Annotated in this window: 18 protein-coding genes and 1 tRNA gene; 5 read left to right on the forward strand and 14 right to left on the reverse strand. The window is 58.8% G+C overall.

Features of this window, described 5'->3' with window-relative positions; genetic code table 11:
- Positions 1 to 191 precede the first annotated feature (191 nt).
- The 6 genes from QN370_RS18760 to pqqA form a co-directional block, all read right to left on the reverse strand.
- Positions 192 to 1,664 (reverse strand): MFS transporter, encoded by a 1,473-nt coding sequence (locus QN370_RS18760; protein WP_322126994.1) that lies wholly within the window; start codon positions 1,662 to 1,664, stop codon positions 192 to 194.
- A gap of 18 nt (positions 1,665 to 1,682) precedes the next feature.
- Positions 1,683 to 2,810: a pyrroloquinoline quinone biosynthesis protein PqqE gene (gene pqqE, locus QN370_RS18765; RefSeq protein WP_322126993.1), complete on the reverse strand. Its 1,128-nt coding sequence runs from the start codon at positions 2,808 to 2,810 to the stop codon at positions 1,683 to 1,685.
- Between the two features lie 2 nt (positions 2,811 to 2,812).
- The gene (gene pqqD, locus QN370_RS18770) at positions 2,813 to 3,091 is read right to left on the reverse strand and encodes a pyrroloquinoline quinone biosynthesis peptide chaperone PqqD (protein WP_322126992.1); all 279 of its coding nucleotides are present in this window, start codon (positions 3,089 to 3,091) and stop codon (positions 2,813 to 2,815) included.
- Positions 3,088 to 3,801: a pyrroloquinoline-quinone synthase PqqC gene (gene pqqC / locus QN370_RS18775; protein WP_322126991.1), complete on the reverse strand. Its 714-nt coding sequence runs from the start codon at positions 3,799 to 3,801 to the stop codon at positions 3,088 to 3,090. Before pqqC ends, pqqD begins: the two co-directional genes overlap by 4 nt.
- Positions 3,798 to 4,712, reverse strand: a complete 915-nt coding sequence (gene pqqB, locus QN370_RS18780; RefSeq protein WP_322126990.1) for a pyrroloquinoline quinone biosynthesis protein PqqB — start codon at positions 4,710 to 4,712, stop codon at positions 3,798 to 3,800. Before pqqB ends, pqqC begins: the two co-directional genes overlap by 4 nt.
- 65 nt (positions 4,713 to 4,777) lie before the next feature.
- On the reverse strand, positions 4,778 to 4,891 hold the full coding sequence (gene pqqA / locus QN370_RS18785) for a pyrroloquinoline quinone precursor peptide PqqA (protein ID WP_322126989.1): 114 nt from the start codon (positions 4,889 to 4,891) through the stop codon (positions 4,778 to 4,780).
- A 199-nt stretch (positions 4,892 to 5,090) separates the two neighbouring features.
- Between pqqA and QN370_RS18790 the strand changes: the two genes are divergently transcribed.
- Positions 5,091 to 6,482: a HAMP domain-containing protein gene (locus QN370_RS18790; protein ID WP_322126988.1), complete on the forward strand. Its 1,392-nt coding sequence runs from the start codon at positions 5,091 to 5,093 to the stop codon at positions 6,480 to 6,482.
- Positions 6,479 to 7,123 carry a response regulator transcription factor gene (locus tag QN370_RS18795; protein ID WP_322126987.1) on the forward strand — a complete coding sequence of 215 codons (645 nt, stop codon included), beginning with the start codon at positions 6,479 to 6,481 and terminating at the stop codon, positions 7,121 to 7,123. Before QN370_RS18790 ends, QN370_RS18795 begins: the two co-directional genes overlap by 4 nt.
- An 18-nt stretch (positions 7,124 to 7,141) precedes the next feature.
- Here the strand turns inward: QN370_RS18795 and sugE are convergent, their stop codons facing one another.
- The 6 genes from sugE to QN370_RS18825 form a co-directional block, all read right to left on the reverse strand.
- The gene (gene sugE / locus QN370_RS18800) at positions 7,142 to 7,462 is read right to left on the reverse strand and encodes a quaternary ammonium compound efflux SMR transporter SugE (protein ID WP_322127243.1); all 321 of its coding nucleotides are present in this window, start codon (positions 7,460 to 7,462) and stop codon (positions 7,142 to 7,144) included.
- Between the two features lie 91 nt (positions 7,463 to 7,553).
- A complete protein-coding gene (rmuC, locus tag QN370_RS18805) occupies positions 7,554 to 8,909 on the reverse strand; it encodes a DNA recombination protein RmuC (protein ID WP_322126986.1) in 1,356 nt (451 codons plus the stop codon).
- Positions 8,910 to 8,949: 40 nt separating this feature from the next.
- Positions 8,950 to 9,342, reverse strand: a complete 393-nt coding sequence (locus QN370_RS18810; RefSeq protein WP_322126985.1) for a group II truncated hemoglobin — start codon at positions 9,340 to 9,342, stop codon at positions 8,950 to 8,952.
- A gap of 2 nt (positions 9,343 to 9,344) precedes the next feature.
- Positions 9,345 to 11,855, reverse strand: coding sequence for an ABC transporter permease (locus tag QN370_RS18815; RefSeq protein WP_416172119.1), 2,511 nt, complete (start codon positions 11,853 to 11,855; stop codon positions 9,345 to 9,347).
- Complete coding sequence (locus tag QN370_RS18820; protein ID WP_322126984.1) at positions 11,855 to 12,877, reverse strand: adenosine deaminase; 1,023 nt, start codon at positions 12,875 to 12,877, stop codon at positions 11,855 to 11,857. The genes QN370_RS18815 and QN370_RS18820 overlap by 1 nt, the downstream gene beginning before the upstream one ends.
- 97 nt (positions 12,878 to 12,974) lie before the next feature.
- Positions 12,975 to 14,117, reverse strand: coding sequence for a BMP family ABC transporter substrate-binding protein (locus tag QN370_RS18825; protein WP_322126983.1), 1,143 nt, complete (start codon positions 14,115 to 14,117; stop codon positions 12,975 to 12,977).
- A 213-nt stretch (positions 14,118 to 14,330) separates the two neighbouring features.
- On the opposite strand from QN370_RS18825, the gene QN370_RS18830 reads away from it, so the two are divergent.
- From QN370_RS18830 to cynS, 3 genes are all read left to right on the forward strand, one after another.
- Complete coding sequence (locus QN370_RS18830; protein ID WP_322126982.1) at positions 14,331 to 14,801, forward strand: ANTAR domain-containing response regulator; 471 nt, start codon at positions 14,331 to 14,333, stop codon at positions 14,799 to 14,801.
- 540 nt (positions 14,802 to 15,341) lie between these two features.
- On the forward strand, positions 15,342 to 15,629 hold the full coding sequence (locus tag QN370_RS18835) for a hypothetical protein (protein WP_322126981.1): 288 nt from the start codon (positions 15,342 to 15,344) through the stop codon (positions 15,627 to 15,629).
- Positions 15,630 to 15,979: 350 nt separating this feature from the next.
- The gene (gene cynS / locus QN370_RS18840) at positions 15,980 to 16,429 is read left to right on the forward strand and encodes a cyanase (RefSeq protein ID WP_322126980.1); all 450 of its coding nucleotides are present in this window, start codon (positions 15,980 to 15,982) and stop codon (positions 16,427 to 16,429) included.
- 89 nt (positions 16,430 to 16,518) lie between these two features.
- Here cynS and QN370_RS18845 read toward each other — a convergent pair whose 3' ends face one another.
- Together QN370_RS18845 and QN370_RS18850 are read right to left on the reverse strand one after the other, a co-directional pair.
- Positions 16,519 to 18,099: an alanine/glycine:cation symporter family protein gene (locus QN370_RS18845; protein ID WP_322126979.1), complete on the reverse strand. Its 1,581-nt coding sequence runs from the start codon at positions 18,097 to 18,099 to the stop codon at positions 16,519 to 16,521.
- A 450-nt stretch (positions 18,100 to 18,549) separates the two neighbouring features.
- Positions 18,550 to 18,626 (reverse strand) — tRNA-Val (locus QN370_RS18850).
- Between the last annotated feature and the right edge of the window lie 32 nt (positions 18,627 to 18,658).

Consider the following 18,658-nt stretch of genomic DNA (forward strand, 5'->3'; position numbering starts at 1 on the left):
TCTTTTTGGCGAAGCAAAAAGAAGTGACCGGCTGCCGGGCCGCCCCCGGCTAGGTCATGACGAAGCGCATACAGAATCAGTTCCCGCAGCCAGAGTATTCGGTGCAATGCCCTGCGGTTATTGCACCTTACGCTGAGGTGATGCGCGACGGTTGGTGCAATGCCCTTCGGTTATTGCACCCTACGGGATGATCAGGACTTCGACGCCTCGGCCACCGAGATCGGCTTGCCGCGCAATTCTTTCTCCGACAATTGCAGGATCAGCAGCGGTGCCAGTGCCGAGCAAGCGGCGCTAATCAGGAACAACTGACGAAACGCGCCGTCCGCCGCAACCCGTCCGGATGAATCCGACATCAGCGACGCGAACAACTCTGCCGGTGCGTCCGGCAACGCATGGCGCAATAGCGTGGTCAGCAGCGACGACAGCACGGCGACTCCCACCGCCCCACCAAGCAAGCGGGACAGCGAAGTCAACGCCGTCGCCACACCAATATGCCCGACCGATACCGCGTTTTGCGTCGCCACCATCGAGGTCGGGAACTGGAACCCAAGCCCGACTCCCAGCACCACCAGCGCCACGACCATCAACCAGGTCTGATCCAGCGGACACACTGCCATGGCGATGCCGCCGATCGTGGCGGCAATCGCGCCACCCAGTTGCAAACTCTTGTAATGCCCGGTCGTACTCATCAGCCGTCCCGACAGAAAGGCCCCGAGCGGAATCGCCAGCGTCAGCGGCAGCAAGCGTAGTGCCGACGAGTCCGGTGCCATGCCGCCAGCCAGTTGCAAGCGCAACGGCAGCAGTACCGACATCGAGATGAACTGGAAAAAAGCGATAAATAGGACCACGCAACAAATCGCCACGGTCTTGTTGCGAAACAGCGAGAGCGGGATCAGCGGTGCGCTACTGCGACTCGAATGCCAGCCGAACAGCAGCAGCATCGTGATCCCGCCAATGGCCAGCAACAGATTGAACGGATCAACCAGCGCCACGCCCTGCCCCAGCCGCGTCATCGCAATGAGCACCGACGTCAGGCCGGAGGCAAACAGGATGGCACCGACATAATCGACGCTGTGCTGCGCATGCGTGACCGGCAAATTGCGCAGCGAACGGCGCACCAGCCACAGCGCCAGCAAGCCCAGCGGTAAATTGATCCAGAAGATGTAGCGCCATGACATATAGTGCGTCAGGTAGCCGCCAAGGATGGGGCCGGCCAGGCTGGCCGAGGCATACACGCCGCTGATGTAGCCCTGATAGCGGCCGCGTTCGCGCAGCGGCACGACATTGGCAATGGTCGCTTGCGCCACCGAGATCAGGCCGCCGCCGCCCAGCCCCTGCAAGACCCGATAGCCGATTAGCTGCGGCATCGACATCGCCAGCGCACAACCGAGCGAACCCAGCGTGAAGATGATGATGGCAGCACTCAGGCTGGCACTGCGCCCGTGGATATCACTGAGCTTGCCCCAGATCGGCGTGGCCACCGTGCAGGCGACCAGGTAGGCGGAAATCACCCAGGCCATTTGCGCAAAACCGTCGAGCTGTTTGGCAATCACCGGCAGCGCCACGGCCACCACGGTTTGCTCGATGGCACCGAGCAGGATGACGAGCACGAGGCCGCTGATGATCAGGCGGATATTAAGGGGTTCGGCGACAGGATTTTGCATGCCGGTACTTATACCCGATCAAGCCAAGGTGCGTGAATTATAGTCAGTGCGAAAGACAATCGGCTGTTCAAGAACCGCTGGCGTGGTGCTCGCCGTGCGATTGGCCGCCTGAAAAATAATCTGATCGACCCGTTCACGCAATGGGGACTTGGCACACACCGGATCGGTCGCCGCGGCATCACCGGCCAGCATCAGCGCCTGACAGCGACAACCGCCAAAGTCCTTGGCCTTCTCCGGACAACTGCGACACGGCTCCTGCATCCAGTCGTCGCCACGGTATTGATTGAAGGCGCTGCTGTCGTACCAGATCTCGTGCATGGACATGTTGCGCACGTTCGGTAAATCCAGCCCCGGCAAATCCCGCGCGTTGTGGCAAGGCAGTGCAACGCCATCGGGTGCGACACCAAGGAACACCGAACCCCAGCCATTCATGCAAGCCTTGGGCCGGTCTTCAAAGTAATCCGGAATCACGAACAGAATCTTGCAGCGCTTGCCGATTTTTTCGCGATAGGTCGCTACGACGTCTTCAGCGTCACGCAGTTGTTCGCGCGTCGGCATCAGCTGGTCACGGTTCTTCATCGCCCAGCCGTAGTACTGCGTGTTGGCCAGCTCCAGATATTCGGCGTCCAGCGCCAGCGCCATCTCGATGATCTTGTCAACGTGCGGCAAATTGTGCCGGTGCAGCACGCAATTGAGCACCATCGGGTAGTCAAACTTCTTGATCAGCGCCGCGACTTTTTTCTTCAGGTCGAAGGTCTTGGTGCTGCTCAAAAAATCATTGAGCTCCTTGGTCGAATCCTGAAACGACAACTGGATATGATCAAGGCCAGCCTGCTTCAACGCTGACAAACGTGACTCGGTCAGGCCGACACCAGAGGTGATCAGGTTGGTATAAAAACCGAGCCGGTGCGCTTCGGTAACCAGCTCTTCGAGGTCGTCGCGCAGCAGCGGCTCGCCACCCGAAAAACCCAACTGCACCGCACCCAGCGCGCGCGCCTGCTGCATCACCGTGAACCACTCGGCGGTGCTCAGTTCATTGCGCACTGATTCGTAATTGACCGGGTTGTAGCAGAACGCACAATGCAACGGACAGCGATAGGTCAGCTCGGCCAGCAGCCAGTAAGGTGGGGTCGGCACAGGCTTCATGGTCAGACAATCCAGTTCTGTTCAAACGCATGGGCCAGCAAGCCATCGACATCAGCGCGCAAGCCGGTCGTGCTGAACTTCTGTTCCAGCGTGGTGACGATGTGGTCGACCGTGGTGACGCCATCGCACAGTTGCAAGATCTCTCCGGCGCTGGCATTGAGCCGCACCATGCCTTCGGGATAGAGCAGCACATGGCAGTGCTGGGCCTCTTCCCATTGCAGACGGAAATGGCGGTTGAGTTTGGGCGTGGCCGGCGTGACTTGCTCGTTGGTGGTCGTCATTCGGGATACGCCTTCTCGATCGCATCAAGCATCGCCCACAGGATGTCGAGCTTGAACTGCAGGATGTCGAGCGCACGCTCTTGCTGCGCGCGCGTCGTGAAATGGTCCAGCGTCACGGCCATGCCGTGATCGACATCGCGCTGCGCCAATGGAATCCGGCTGCGGAAATACGCCAGTCCCGACGCCTGTATCCACGGATAGTGATCAGGCCAACCAGCCAGCCGGTCCTTGTGGATTTGCGGTGCGAACATCTCCGTGAGTGACGAACAGACCGCTTCCTGCCACGGCTGGCGACGGGCAAATTCAACATACGCATCGCAGGCAAAACGCACACCGGGCACCACCTTTTTCAGCGACCAGAGCTCGTCGCGTTCTATCCCGGCGGCCGCACCGAGCTGGGTCCAGGCTTCCATGCCACCGGCCGCGTGGCCCGTGTAATCATCGTAACCATCATGATCGAGGATGCGCGAAATCCACTTGCGGCGGGTCTCGCGGTCATCACAGTTGGACAGGATCGCCGCATCTTTTTTAGGGATGATGGACTGGTAGTAAAAGCGATTGACGACCCAGCCGCGAATTTGCGCAGGTGAACATTGACCGCTGTTGAGGCGCACATTGAACGGATGATGAATGTGGTAGCTCTTGCCCTTGGCGCGCAGCTGCAGCTCGAATTCTTCGCGAGTCCATGCGGGTGCAATTAAATTGCTCACAATTGAATCTCCATGCCGTCGTGTGCCACCTCGATGCCGTGCTGCGTCAGTACTGCCCGTTCGGCAGAGTCTTCGCGCAGGATCGGATTGCTGTTATTGATGTGGATAAGAATTTTGCGGCTGGCTGGCATCGTGTCGAGGATGGCGATCATGCCGTCGGGACCGCTTTGCGGTAGATGTCCCATGGCCGAGGCCGGTTTTTTTGACAGGCCCAGCGTGATCATTTCGTCTTCGGTCCAGAACGTGCCATCGACCAGCAGAACATCCGCGCTGGCCATCGCTGCCGTGATCTCCGGTGATAGCGCACCGAGTCCCGGCGCATAGAACACGCGCTTGCCGCTAGTCTGGCTGGTGATCATCAGACCGATGTTATCGCCCGGATGCGGGTCGTTGCGATGCGGTGAATACGGCGGTGCCTTGCTCGACAAGGTCAGCGGCGTGAAACTGATCTGCGCGAGCGGGTCAATGACGAAGGGCTGGCCGTCAGGGTGGATCGTATGGCGCTCGACGCCGCAATAATGGCCGAGCACCGAGGCAATCGGCAAGCCGGTCGAGATGTCGGCAAAGACCTGTTCGGTCGCGTACAGCGGCAACGGCGACGAGCGTTCGCGCAGCATCAGCAAACCGGTCACATGGTCGATCTGCGCATCCATCAGCAGCACGGCGCAGATGCCGCTGTCGCGGATAGCGCGCGCGGGCTGCAAGGAAGGAGCACAAATCAGCTGGCGCAAGATATCGGGAGAGGCATTGATCAGCACCCAGTCCGTGCCGTTGTCGCTGACAGCGATCGACGACTGAGTCCGGGCGGTCGCGCGGATACTGCCATCGCGTACGCCGCTACAGTTAAAGCAGTTGCAATTCCATTGCGGGAAACCACCACCGGCGGCTGAACCCAATATGCGTATTTTCAAGGTAGCTCCGGATAGCCGGGAAATCGACGTCGCGGTCGTTGTCGACACCGGCTATCGTTGATCAATCAGCGGTTGGCGATGTACAACGTGATTTCAAAACCAAAGCGAAAATCAATAGCGGTTGGTGTGGTCCAGGTCATGTGATGCTCCTTGTTTGTCTCATTGATGGAATTGGTCATGCCCGGTCAAGGTGCTGGTCGGGCAGGTTGATCATGCGCCGGTCATCGGCGATGGGCATGCGCGGATTGACGCAAGAGGGCTCATGATTTTCATGAAAGAGTCGGTGGAAGACGGGCATGTGGGACGGCATGTGATGCGCAGAATGCACCAACCAGGCTCGCCAATACCCCCTACCCGTCACAGCCGGTAGAATGCGCCATGACCGCACCCTCCCGTTCCCCGCGACCACCCGCCGCACTCAGCCTGCGCCACAAAATCAACCTGATCTTCGGCGTGATCAGCATGCTCGTACTGGGCTTGCTGGTGATGGTGCAAATCCAGTCGGCACGCACCAGCGTGCGCGAAGAAATCGAGGCATCGAACCGCATCGCCGCGCAACTGCTGAGCCGTATCACGTGGCTCTCGGCGATGGGCGGACTGGATCAGCTCGGCGGCTTTTTGCAGGAAACCGGCCGCGTCCGCGCCAATGAAATCCGCTTGCAGGATCAAACCGGCCGGCAGATTTATGCGTCGCCGCCATCGACTTACAAGGCCGGTCGCGATGCGCCGGACTGGTACGAAGCACTGGTCACGCCGCACCTGCCGGCGACCACCATCGTGCTCGCCGGCGGCAAGCTGACCGTGACGCCGAACCCGACCCGCTCGGTCCTCGATGCCTGGGATGACCTCAAGCGCATCGTGCTGGTCGAGGCGTTGCTGCTGCTGGTGGCCGATCTGCTGGTGTTTGTCATTGTCGGGCGCTGGCTGGCACCGCTGGACCGCATCCAGAATGGATTGCGTGCAATCGAACGTGGTGAACACGCGATCCGGTTGCCACCGCTGGCCGGTCGCGAAGCCGGCGAACTGGGCCGCACGTTCAACCGCATGGCACAAGCCGTCGAGGAAAACATGCAGGTACGCCAGACCAGCGCCGATGTCCAGGCACGCCTGGCGGCGCAGCGCGAATTCACGACGCTGCTGCATCAGCGCATCGAAGAAGAACGTGCCGCGCTGGCGCGCGAATTACACGATGAACTGGGCCAGTCACTGACCGCCATCCGCAGCATCGCCAAGTCGCTGATGCAGCAACCGGCAATCCGCGACGGCACCAGTCAGCAGTGCGTGCAGATGCTGTTCGACACGGCTGGCTCGACCGCCGATGCGCTGCATCGGATGATCCCGCGACTGCGACCGATCCAGCTCGATGGCATGCGACTGGCCGATGCACTGCGCGACCTGATCACCGAACTGCAACTCGCCTGCCCGGCACTCGACATCACGTTTCGCACCGATCACGACATGCCGGCCCTGTCCGAACCGATCGAAATCGCGTTGTACCGGATCGTTCAGGAAGCCCTCACCAACGTGATCCGTCATGCCGGTGCCCGCCATGCGCTGGTCTGGCTGCGCCGGTGTGGCGATGACCTGTGCCTGTCGATCGGCGACGATGGCAAAGGTGGTCCCGCCACACTGATACGCGCCGGTCACTACGGCGTGCGCGGCATGCAGGAACGGGCCGAATCGCTGGGCGGCACGTTGCGTTTCCAGCCAGGCGAACCAGGTGGTCTGCTGGTCGAACTGACGATACCGATGAAAGAAAACGTCGCATGAACAAACCTGTCACGGTCATGCTGGTCGATGATCACATGGTGGTGCGCTTCGGCTTCCGGATGCTGCTCGACGCGACACCGGACATTCGCGTCATTGCCGAAGCCGATTCGGCCGATGCCGCCTACTTGCAATTGCAGACCTGCCAGCCCGATGTGGTGGTGATGGATATTTCGTTCGGTGACAGCAGCACTGGGGTCGATGCCACGCGTCGCATTCTGGCCCGCGACAAGCACATCAAGGTACTCGGTCTGTCGTCGCATGAAAACCCGAGTTACGTGCGCTTCATGCTCAAGGCCGGTGCGCTTGGCTACCTGTCCAAACGCAGTGCGCCGGATGAACTGATCCACGCGATCCGGCAGGTCGCCAGCGGACGCATGTACCTCGATGCACATGTCTCGCAACGGATGGCATTGCAGGAATTCGATGGAGCCAAAAATCCGCTGGAGATTTTGTCCGAGCGCGAATTCGGTGTGTTCATCCAGCTGGCCAAAGGCTTGTCGGTCAACCAGATTGCCGTCGATCTGAACATATCACCGCGTACTGCCGGCACGCACCTGTACAACGTCAAACAAAAACTCAGTGCCGGCAACCAGGCCGAACTGACATTGATCGCGGTACGGCATGGCTTGATCGAGGTCTGATCCAGTGTCTTCGCATCATCAGGCCGCCGACGACAGCTTGAGACCGACCACACCGGCGATGATCAGTGCCAGGCTGAGCAGCCGTCCGGCACTGGCCGGCTCACCCAGAAAAACCATGCCCACCCCGGCCGTACCGACGATACCGATGCTGACCCAGACCGCATAGGCCGTATCGGAAGGCAGGGTTTTCATGGCGATGCCGAGCAAGCCAAGGCTCACACTCATCGCCAGTACGGCTCCTACCGACGGCCACAGCCGGGTGAATCCTTCGGTGTATTTCAGGCCAACGGCCCAGCAGATTTCAAGCAGTCCGGCACACAGCAGCAATATCCAGTTCATCGAGCACCTCGTCGTGACAGGGAAGTCGTCTTCCGGATAGGGATGGAGCGGTGAGGTCGTCCTCACTTCCTGACACCATGCGAGGACTGGCTTAGTCCGGTACACCGTCCGGTGCCATTTCCTCTGCAGCACCGAGCAAGTGCTCCGCCTCGGCCGCTGGCAATGCTTCAACCGACTTGAGTTTGCGCGCCATCTGACGACTGCGCACTTCGGCGTTTTCAATATTCTTGGCGGCCCGTTCCAGCGCCACCCGCGTGGCTGACAACACGTCGCCAAACTTGCCGAATTCGGTCTTCACCGCACCCAGCACTTGCCACACTTCGGATGAGCGCTTCTCCAGCGCCAGCGTGCGAAACCCCATCTGCAAGCTGTTGAGCAAGGCCGACAAGGTCGACGGACCGGCAATGCTGACCCGGTGCACGCGCTGCATGTCGTCGGCCAGTCCGGGCCGGCGCATGACTTCGGCATACAGGCCTTCGGTCGGCAGGAACAGGATCGCGAAGTCGGTCGTCAAGGGTGGCGACAGGTACTTGTCGGCGATGGTCTTGGCCTCGCCACGGATCACGCGTTCGAGCTCGCGCCCCGCGGTGGCAACGCCGTCGGCATCGGCACGATCGGCCGCATCCGACAAACGCTCGTACTGCTCTTTCGGAAACTTGGCATCGATCGGCATCCAGACCGGCGTGTTGCCGTGGTCCTGTCCCGGCAACTTGATGGCAAATTCGACGCGCTCGCCACTGCCGGGCACGGTCTCGACATTCTTCGCGTATTGCTCGGGCGTGAGCACTTGTTCGAGCAGCATTTCAAGCTGCACTTCGCCCCAGGTACCGCGCGTCTTGACGTTGGTCAGCACGCGCTTGAGGTCGCCCACGCCGATAGCCAACTGCTGCATTTCACCGAGGCCCTGATGGACTTTTTCAAGCCGGTCGGACACCAGCTTGAACGACTCGCCGAGGCGCTGTTCGAGCGTGGCGTGCAGTTTTTCATTGACGGTCTTGCGCATTTCTTCAAGCCGCGCGCCGTTGTCGGCCTGCAGGTCCTTGATTTTTTCTTCCAGTGTGGCGCGTACTTCGAGCAAGCGCTGGGCGTTCGATTCAGTCAGTGTGGCCAGCGTTTGCTGCAGCGTGTCGCCGAAGCGTTTGAGGGCCAGCGACTGTTCTTCACGACCGCTGTGTGCCTGCTGCGCGATCGCTCCGTTGAGCGTGGTCAACTGCGCCGACAGGGTTTGCTGGAAGTGGGCGAAGTTACTGCCCAGCTCAACGCGGGTGGCTTGCGCCGATGCCTGCACTTGCCGTTCGAGGCGCTCGGCGGACAGCTGCTGCTGTTGCTGCTGCTGCTGCTGCAACTGGGGTGTACTGTCGCTGCCGCGAGCACGCATCAGCAGCAGAATCTGCAGCGCAATCACGACCGCCAGCAAGAGCAACGCAATCATTTCGACATAGGTCATGTCATCTTTTCAAAATAGTGTGGGCAAGGCTGCATCGGGCTCAACCCTCGCGATTGCGCATCCAGTCTGCGGTCTGGTAAAACGACGTGATGAGCCGGTCGCGCAAGCCCTCTTCGACACCGATGTCCTGCAACGCGAATGCCATGCATTGCATCCACTGGTCACGCACGCTGACACCGATCGGATACGGCAAATGACGCGCCCGCAAACGCGGATGACCGAAGCGTTCGATATACAAGTCCGGACCACCGCTCCAGCCACTGAGAAACCAGTACAGCTTGTCACGCGAACCGTCCAGTGTGGTCGGATGCAGTGCGCGCAGTTCGGTAAATTCCGGCTCCAGATCCATCAGGTCATAGAACCGGTCGACCAGTTCGCGCACCCGCGCATCGCCGCCGATGAGGTCGTACAACAGCGTCGATTCGCTCGTCATCGTCAGGTACCGCGCAGGGTTTGCAGCGGTGGTTGGTTGAGCACATTGCGCAAGCCGACCCAGCCACCAAATACCGCACAGGCAGCACCCACTACTAATCCGGCAATCCAGACTACCGGACTGAACTGCCACGCGAAATCAAACACGAACGTGGCCAGTGACCAGCCGACCGCCGAGGCACCGGTGGCGGCGAGCAAGCCCGACAAGCCGCCGACCAGCACGAACTCGATCCACTGCGCTTGCGACAATTGCTTGCGCGTCGCGCCCAGTGCCCGCAGCAATCCGGCCTCGCGGCTGCGCTCGTCATGCGAGCCAGCCAGCGCGGCGTACAGCACGAGCACACCGGAAGCCAGTGTGAACAGGAACAGGAACTCGACCGCCGTGACGACCTGATCGACCACGGCCTGAATCTGCCTGATCACATTGCCGACATCGACCACGGTCAGGTTGGCAAAGTCACGCGTGAGCTGGTTGACCAGCGCGACATTCTGCGGCGGCAAATGGAACGCGGTGATCCACGTTTGCGGCGTATCGGCCATCACGGCCGGATTCAGGATCACGAAAAAATTCACCTGCATCGAACCCCAGTCGAGCTTGCGCAAGCTGGTGACCGGCGCTTCGATCTGTTGCCCGGCAATGTCGAACTTGAGCACGTCGCCCAGCTTCAGTCCCAAGGTCTTGGCGAGGCCTTCTTCGACCGAAGCTTCCGGTTTGCTGTTGTCGAACCAGCGTCCGGCCACCACCTGATTTTGCGGCGGCAAACCGGTCATCGTCGACAGGTTGAACTCGCGCTCGACCAGCCGCTTGGCGCGATCATCCACATACTCGTCGCCACCCGTGGGCTTGCTGTTGACCTCGATCAACCGTCCGCGAATCATCGGATAGAGCGTCGGATTAACGACACCATTGGCCACCAGTTCACGGCTGACACGCTGGGTCTGGTCCGGCTGGATATTGATGACAAACTGGTTGGGCGCATCGGCGGGCGTCGCCTGTCGCCATGCATTGACCAGATCGCCGCGCACCACGGTGAGCAACAGCAGTGCCATCAAGCCCAACGACAGAGCCACGATCTGCACCACGGTCGCACCGGGACGCCGTTGCAATGCCGTCACCGCGAAGCGCCAGCTGGCATGATTGACCAGGCCACGCAATGCGCGCAGCGATTTCAGGCTGAGCCAGCCGAGCAAGGCAAAGACCGCCAGCCCGCCGAGAAAGCCACCGGCCGTCAGCGCGCCCAGTTTCAGATTACCCGCCTGCCACAACAGCAAGCCGATGAAGGTCAGCAAACCGAGACCGTAGGTCAGGATCGCCACCGGCTGCGGCGCATCCTGTTCGCGCCGGATCACGCGGTTGTGCGGGACATTGCGCAATTGCAGAACCGGTGGCAGCGCAAACCCGACCAGCAACAGCAAACCGATCGCGATGCCCTGCAGCGCGGGCATGACACTGGCTGCCGGCAAGTCACTGGCTACCAGTCCGCCCAGCCATTCGAGCAAGACAAAATGGGCGCTGAATCCGACCGCCGCACCAACGGCGCTGCCGACCAGACCGATGATGAAAAACTCCACCAGATACATCAGCGTGACCTTGTTTTGCGTCATGCCGAGGCAACGCAACATCGCGCAGGCATCGACATGGCGCAACATGAATTGGCGCGCTGCCATGGCAATGGCAACCGCTGCCAGCATCGCGGACAACAAGCCGACCAGCGAGAGGAATTGTTCGGCGCGTTCGAGCGTCGCCCGCATCTGCGGCTGGCCGCTGTCGAGCGACTCAAGACGGATACCCTTGATCGCATTGGCATCGATGCTGCTCTCCACCCACTGCTGGAAAGCGCTGGCCGCCTCGGGCGGGCCGGCCACAAGCAAACGATAGGTGATGCGCGAACCGAACTGGATCAGGTTGGTACTAGCCAGATCGGCCTCGGCCAGCATCACGCGTGGCGCAAAATTCATGAAGCCGGCACCGCGATCTGGCTCTGCCGTGATGACCCGGTCGATCTTGAATTGCCTGTCGCCGAGCTTGATTGACGCGCCGACCTGCAGGTTCAGTGCCAGCAGCAGGGTCGGATCGACCCAGACGGTCCCGGCGGCCGGAATGGCGCGCGTCGCCACACCACCTGCCTTGCTGTTCGGGGCGACTTTCAGACTACCGCGCAACGGATACCCTGTGGTCACGGCTTTCACCGACGCCAGTTTCGATTGCATCGCATCGCCTTCGCCAGCCAGCGCCATGCTTGGAAACACGATGGTATCGGCCAGTGTCAGCCCGCGTTTGCGGGCCTCGGCGCGCCACGCTTCGCTGATCGGCGCATCGCCGCGGATCACCAGATCGGCACCCAGCAACTGATGCGCATCACGATTGAGGCCAGTGCGCATGCGGTCAACAAAAAAGCTCACCGATGTCAGTGCCGATACCGCCACCACCAGTGCCACGAGCAGAAAGCGCAGCTCTCCCGCTCGCCAGTCGCGCAGCGTCATGCGCAGCGATTGCAACAAGGTCAGCATCATCAGGCGGGCTGCCCGTCAAAAAATGCATCGACTTCGGCGAGGTATTTTTGCCGGGTTGCGCCATCAATGAAAGCGGCATCGAAACTGTTGCGTGCCAGCTGTTGGGCATGGTTACGCGTCAGTGGCAGTGCCTCGAAGGTGGCCACGAAGTTGTCGTTCAGGTAGCCGCCAAAGTAGGCCGGATCATCCGAATTGATGGTGATCATCAGACCCGCCTCGATCAATTTCAGCAGGTTGTGATCCACCAGCCGGTCGACCACGCGCAGCTTCAGGTTTGACAGCGGACAGACCGTCAGTGGGATTCGTTCATGCGCCAGCCGTGCTGTCAGGGCGGCATCTTCGAGGCAGCGCACGCCATGGTCAATGCGCTCGACTTTCAGGACATCGAGCGCCGCGGTGATGTAGGCCGGCGGACCTTCTTCGCCGGCATGCGCGACCAGATGGAGACCGAGCTGGCGGCACTTGGCAAACACGCGGGCAAACTTCTCTGGCGGATGGCCAAGCTCGGCCGAGTCGAGGCCCACACCGATGAATTTATCGCGGTGTGGCAATGCCAGTTCCAGCGTGTCGAACGCGTCGTCTTCGGACAGGTGACGCAGGAAGCACAGGATCAGCGCGCCGGTCATGCCCCACTCCTGCTGCGCATCCTGCACGGCACGCCAGATACCGTTGATGACGAATTCCATCGGTACGCCACGGGCGGTGTGTGTTTGCGGATCGAAGAATAATTCGGTGTGACGGACCTGATCCTGGTGCGCGCGCAGCAGGTAGGCGCGGGTCATGTCGTAAAAATCCTGCTCGGTGAGCAGCACGCTGGCACCGGCATAATAAATGTCAAGGAATGACTGCAGATCGGTGAACGCATACGCCGCACGCAAGGCATCGACGGACTCGAAGGCCAGTGCCACGTTGTTACGTTGGGCCAGTGCAAAAATCAGTTCCGGTTCGAGCGAACCCTCGATGTGGATATGCAGCTCTGCTTTTGGCATCTGCTGCAGGGTGTGGCGCAATGCTTCATTCATGCGGATATCCTTGAGAGTAGCCGGCCATGATAAAGGAATCGCTCAAAAAAAACCGCCGGCACACTCGGCCAGCGGTTTTTGACAACGATGCCGATGCTTATTTGGGCATCGCGCCGTCCACGCCCTTGACGTAATAACGCAAGCCCTTCATGTCCTTGATGGCCATCGTTTGACCGGCAGCGACGACTTCCTTGCCGGCCTGATCCATGATAGGCCCCTGGAACGGAGTCAGCGTGCCATCGCTGATTGCCGCAGTTTTTTGCTCCAGCAGGGTCCTGACATCGGCTGGCAGCGCCGCATTGATGCTGGCCATGACGATCGCCCCTTCCTTCACGCCCCACCAGCTATCGGCGCTTTTGACGGAGCCGGCCAGTGCTTCGGTGACCACTTTCTTGTAATACGGTGACCAGTCGATTGTTGCCGATGCCAGATGCGATTTCGGCCCGATCTTCGACATATCCGAATCCCAGCCGAAGGCATGGACGCCCTTCTCTTCGGCCGCCTGTAGCGTTGCTGGCGAATCCGTATTCTGGATCAGCACATCGACGCCCTGCCCGATCAACGCCAGCGCCCCTTCGCGCTCCTTGCCAGGATCGAACCATTTATTGATCCAGACCACGCGCGTGCTGATCGCCGGATTGCTGCTTTGCGCACCCAGCGTAAAGGCGTTGATGTTGCGAATGACTTCCGGGATCGGGATCGACGCGACCACGCCGAGCTTGCCGGACTTGGTCATCTTGCCCGCCACGACGCCAGCGAGGTAGGCGCCTTCATAGGTATGCGCGTCGTAGACGCCCATGTTTGCGGCGGTCTTGTAGCCGGTCGCATGCTGGAAATTCACCGCCGGAAAATCCTTGGCTACTTTCAGCATCGGCTCCATGTAGCCAAAGGTGGTCCCGAAAATGAGCGTATTGCCCTGGGCGGCGAGGTCGCGAAACACACGCTCCGCGTCGGCACCTTCGGCCACATTTTCCACGAAGGTCGTTTTTACCTTGTCGCCAAATTCTTTTTCGATCGCCTTGCGACCCAGATCATGCGCATACGTCCAGCCGGCATTCCCGACCGGACCCACATAAACAAACCCTATTTTGAGTGGACCAGTAACCGCGACCGGCACCGCTGCCGGAGTCGTCGCGGCCACGGTGCCGGTCTCGATTTTCGGGCTACAACCCAGCACCGGGATGGCCACTGCCAGCGCCAGCACGCGCAACGACATGCGTCGATTCAGGAAGTCAGGCATCGGAAGTGCTCCTCGTAGTCAATAAATAAAAGTTCAGAAATGTGCGTTCGGAACGAACAGTACCGCAAGATCCTGCCGAACGTGGCGGTGAGGCGTCTGCCAGTTACAAAATCACGCTGACACGCCAGCTGCATTGCCAGCGCCAACGGTTTATGTGAGACTCCAAGTTCGCCAAAATACGGTGTTAATCATGTCGCAAAAGGAAATCCGGCAATGCTGAAAGTCGTAATCATTGACGCCAATTCAATTACACGCAATTTATTATCGACCTTGCTGGTTGCTGGCGGATATGACGTGATTGGCGACACGAACACCAGCGATGCCGGTCTGGCGCGCATCATCAAATTGGAGCCACAAATCCTCTGCGTGGATATCGGCGAGGTCGCCGACCAGCGCTTCACCATCATTGATTTGCTGCGCAAAGCATTGCCGAAAGCATTAATTTTTGTTGTTTCTGGCCGCATGGATTCGGATCTGGTTCAGGGGGCCGCGCAACGCGGTGTCCATGGATTCATCGTCAAACCATTCAATCCGGTGACCGTACAGACAGCCATTCGCAATGCCATCCTGAAAATAGCGCGGCAACGGCAAGCCGCTACAGCGATATCCGCTGAGACGCCAGCACCGGCTGACAAATCGGCAGGCATAGCGCCAGACACCACGTCAAGCGACAGCGCACCCTGACATCCATGCTGCATGAAGCCGACTGCGCCTCAGCGGCCGGCAAGACAATCTCACTTCGCCTTGTTATCAAATTGCCTCGGCTGCACCGGGTCAATTTGTGCGCCCTGCTTCACTCAAATTTGTGGGTGGTTTCATAACGTGGTCAAAAAAGAACGTTAGTTGTTCCATAAAAACTTTTAGTTACAATTAATCGAAACTAGCGGTATATTGAACTCGCTTCATCTGTAACACCTCTCCAAATGGGTTTGGGCCCGCTTCACCGCGGGCCTTTTTTTTCAACTCTCTGGCAGGCCCGCGATGCATGCACTTTATCCCATCAAAATTCGACAGTTCACAACCGCGAACAGCGACACCAGTACTCTTGCCTGCAGAAAAACTCCCTCGTTGCGATGTCGTTTTTAATCTCCATGTCCTCCGCAAAGAGCAGATAAAATGCAATAACGTTATCAAATTAGAAAAACCACGTAAAGTAACGGTTTATCCAATTATTTCGCTGCCAGCACTACCCCGCAACGAAGAAACTGCCACCAGGAGAATTCTATGAACGATATCAGCATACTGGACAACGTCGATTACGACCCCAACCGTCTACTGGACTTTTTGATCGAAAAAATGCATAGCAAGAACGATGCAGGACTATCCCGCGAACTCGGTGTCGCACCACCAGTGATCAGCAAGATCCGCCATCGCCGCCTGCCCGTCGGTGCCTCGATGCTGATCCGCATGCATGAAATCAGTGACCTGAGCATCCGGGAACTGCGCAATCTGATGGGCGACAGGCGTGAAAAGCACCGGATTAGTCCGGAGCAGTTCAAACCAAAAGCATAGTAATCCGCGATATCTGGTTCGACAGCACCCCTTGTTTGCCGGGCAAACCCGGCAACGCAGCGTCCACTGCCTGAAGGCGGGCCCCAGCGCCGCCTTACGGTGCATTGCGACCAAGATCTGGCCGACAACGTTGAACCCATCAACGTAAAAAAGAGTCCACATAGCGGCGACGCCACGTAATCCGTCATCAGGTGCTTGCACCACACCCAAAGTCGACATCACTGTGACACCGATTTCCGGCCTGATTGGTGGCGCGCTTGTTGCTTTCCCCAAAACTGTCATGCGACCTAACATCGTTGCGATGGCTACCCCAACGTTCTTTCCCGATTTTCGTTCACCGAGGACTATTCATGATTCATGACCGTAAGCAAGTAACAGAAATGATCCTGTCGGCAAAAGTAAGCAAAGGCATCAAGTGGGTGCAAGTCGCCGAAGCCATCAACTTGAGCAAGGAATGGACGACTGCAGGATGTCTTGGCCAGATGACGTTCAACAAGGCACAGGCAGAAACGATTGGTCGCCTGTTCGACCTGTCCGACGAAGCAGTGGCGTGGTTGCAGGTGGTGCCGTCAAAAGGGTCGCTCTCGACCGCAGTACCGACTGACCCGCTGACTTACCGGCTATATGAAATTGTGAGTGTCTATGGCTCGACGATCAAGGAATTGATTCATGAAGAATTTGGCGACGGCATCATGAGCGCGATCGACTTTTCCATGGATATTCAGCGCGCGGCCGACCCGAAAGGCGATCGCGTCAACCTGGTCATGTCGGGCAAGTTCCTGGGCTACAAGAGCTACTAGCAGATTCATTGCGCTCACAGGAACTCTGAGAGGAGATTCCCGCGAACGCGGGAATCCTTCTGCGAGAGGCGCGTTGGCTTCCAGCGCGCTTATTTTTTTGCGCCAGCCGGGTCGCCGACCTTCTTGATTTCTCCGGATTGCAAGCGTGCAAAGTACGATGTTGCTTCACGCTTCACCACAGGCATCAGGCAATACAAGGCCGCGATGTTAACAACCGCCATCGCAAAAATCATCGCATCCGAAAAATCGATCACCGCGCCTAGCTGCGCGGCGGCACCAATGACCACAAAAGCGCAAAAAACCAGCTTGTAGATCAGTTCGCGTTTCTTGCCTTCGCCGACCAGGTAAGTCCAGGCCTTGAGTCCGTAATACGACCACGAGATCATCGTTGATAACGCAAACATGAATACGGCAACAGCAAGCACGTAAGGGAACCAGCTGATGCCCTGCGCAAACGCGATGGACGTCAACTCAACCCCGGAAGCGCCGTTTGTCGTGGCAATTTTTCCATCGGTCACCAGGTAGATGCCGGTGAAGGGATCGACCGTCAGCACACCTGAAATCACGATCACCAGCGCCGTCATCGTGCAGATCACAACCGTGTCGATGAAGGGTTCGAGCAGAGAGACGATGCCCTCGGTGACCGGTTCGTTGGTACGGACCGCAGAGTGCGCAATCGCCGAGGAACCAACCCCGGCTTCATTTGAAAACGCGGCACGCCGAAAACCCTGGATCAGGGCACCGACAAAGCCGCCTGCCACCCCGAGGCCAGTGAAGGCACCACTCAAGATCTGTCCGAACGCCCAGCCGACCCGGTCGTAATTGACCAGAATGACAACCAGTGCCGCACCCACGTACAGCAATGCCATCAACGGGACAATTTTTTCAGTGACGGTAACAATCGACTTGATACCGCCGACGATGACGGCAAAGACAATCGCCGCAAGAATAACGCCAGTAATCCAGCCATGGCCGGCCAGCACACTGTTTGCACCGCCGGTGATATTGACCAGCTGGGCATGCGCCTGATTGGACTGAAACATGTTGCCACCACCGAACGATCCGCCCAGGCACAGCAGCGAAAACACAACCGCCATGAAGCGACCACCTGGCAAGCCCCGTTCGCGAAAACCCTTGGCCATGTAGTACATCGGTCCGCCCGAGACCGACCCGTCCGGATACTCGTTACGGTATTTCACACCCAGCGTGCATTCGGTAAATTTGGTGGCCATGCCCAACAAGCCGGCAACAATCATCCAGAACGTTGCCCCCGGTCCGCCGATACCAACGGCCACGGCGACGCCAGCAATATTACCTAGCCCAATTGTGCCGGACAACGCCGTGGCAAGCGCCTGGAAATGACTGACTTCGCCCTTGTCCTTCGGATTCGAATAATCGCCTCTGACAAGTTCAATCGCATGGCGGAAAGCGCGTACCTGAATGAATTTGAAGTACAACGTAAAAATCAGCGCGCCAAAAACCAGCCAGAGTACGATCCAGGGAAATGCGGTGCCAGGCAATGAGGCAAAGACCAGGCTGACGAACCAACCGGTCGACGCAGCGAAGGCCGCATTAATGCGCGTATCGATGGTCGCGACTCCCTGCGCCAACGCAGAACCGGAGAACAGGACGAAAGCAAATGCGATCGGAAGAAATTTCAGGTGTCGCATGGTCACACTCCGATGTGGCGAAGAACGCCGGTGGGTCTCGATGATGTGCTGAGTGATTTCACGTCAGCATCGTAGGAACACGACATGCTCTTCGCTGACGAAGGCGTCGTGCCGGGACTGTGCTGTTTTCGCATGCACATGCGAAATAGGCCGCGCGAGGCTACGTGAGCAACCACTAACTTCCTAGCAAGATTTTATTGCTACTGATGGTCAGTTAACTGGAGGTAAAAGGTACGGAAAGATAAACGCGAACGACAAGAATAATTGCCCGTGCGGTGATGCCGACGGAGAAGAGGCAGGAGGGTAAAACGGACTAACAAAACAAGAACGCCAGACAGCAAAAATGGAAGCCGGACTGCGCTTCCATTGAGCTGATACAACCTTCAGATATACCAAATAAGTCTGCCTGCATCGACGACTGGCGTTGCCAGCAATCGGGAGTAACGAATTTGGTAGGCACGATTGGACTCGAACCAACGACCCCTACCATGTCAAGGTAGTGCTCTAACCAGCTGAGCTACGCGCCTGAAGAGGTCGAAGTATAGCCAAGTATTTCCTG

Source organism: Actimicrobium sp. CCI2.3 (genome assembly GCF_035019065.1).
In the GTDB taxonomy this organism is placed as follows: domain Bacteria; phylum Pseudomonadota; class Gammaproteobacteria; order Burkholderiales; family Burkholderiaceae_D; genus Actimicrobium.

What these genes read in the sequence shown, in the direction of transcription:
- pqqD (WP_322126992.1), bottom strand. Translation starts at nt 3,091, where the DNA reads ATGACGACCACCAACGAGCAAGTCACGCCGGCCACGCCCAAACTCAAC.
- cynS (WP_322126980.1), top strand. Translation starts at nt 15,980, where the DNA reads ATGATTCATGACCGTAAGCAAGTAACAGAAATGATCCTGTCGGCAAAA.
- sugE (WP_322127243.1), bottom strand. Translation starts at nt 7,462, where the DNA reads ATGAACTGGATATTGCTGCTGTGTGCCGGACTGCTTGAAATCTGCTGG.
- QN370_RS18815 (WP_416172119.1), bottom strand. Translation starts at nt 11,855, where the DNA reads ATGATGCTGACCTTGTTGCAATCGCTGCGCATGACGCTGCGCGACTGG.
- rmuC (WP_322126986.1), bottom strand. Translation starts at nt 8,909, where the DNA reads ATGACCTATGTCGAAATGATTGCGTTGCTCTTGCTGGCGGTCGTGATT.
- QN370_RS18835 (WP_322126981.1), top strand. Translation starts at nt 15,342, where the DNA reads ATGAACGATATCAGCATACTGGACAACGTCGATTACGACCCCAACCGT.
- QN370_RS18820 (WP_322126984.1), bottom strand. Translation starts at nt 12,877, where the DNA reads ATGAATGAAGCATTGCGCCACACCCTGCAGCAGATGCCAAAAGCAGAG.
- QN370_RS18790 (WP_322126988.1), top strand. Translation starts at nt 5,091, where the DNA reads ATGACCGCACCCTCCCGTTCCCCGCGACCACCCGCCGCACTCAGCCTG.
- pqqA (WP_322126989.1), bottom strand. Translation starts at nt 4,891, where the DNA reads ATGACCAATTCCATCAATGAGACAAACAAGGAGCATCACATGACCTGG.
- QN370_RS18795 (WP_322126987.1), top strand. Translation starts at nt 6,479, where the DNA reads ATGAACAAACCTGTCACGGTCATGCTGGTCGATGATCACATGGTGGTG.
- QN370_RS18810 (WP_322126985.1), bottom strand. Translation starts at nt 9,342, where the DNA reads ATGACGAGCGAATCGACGCTGTTGTACGACCTCATCGGCGGCGATGCG.
- pqqE (WP_322126993.1), bottom strand. Translation starts at nt 2,810, where the DNA reads ATGAAGCCTGTGCCGACCCCACCTTACTGGCTGCTGGCCGAGCTGACC.
- QN370_RS18760 (WP_322126994.1), bottom strand. Translation starts at nt 1,664, where the DNA reads ATGCAAAATCCTGTCGCCGAACCCCTTAATATCCGCCTGATCATCAGC.
- QN370_RS18830 (WP_322126982.1), top strand. Translation starts at nt 14,331, where the DNA reads ATGCTGAAAGTCGTAATCATTGACGCCAATTCAATTACACGCAATTTA.
- QN370_RS18825 (WP_322126983.1), bottom strand. Translation starts at nt 14,117, where the DNA reads ATGCCTGACTTCCTGAATCGACGCATGTCGTTGCGCGTGCTGGCGCTG.
- QN370_RS18845 (WP_322126979.1), bottom strand. Translation starts at nt 18,099, where the DNA reads ATGCGACACCTGAAATTTCTTCCGATCGCATTTGCTTTCGTCCTGTTC.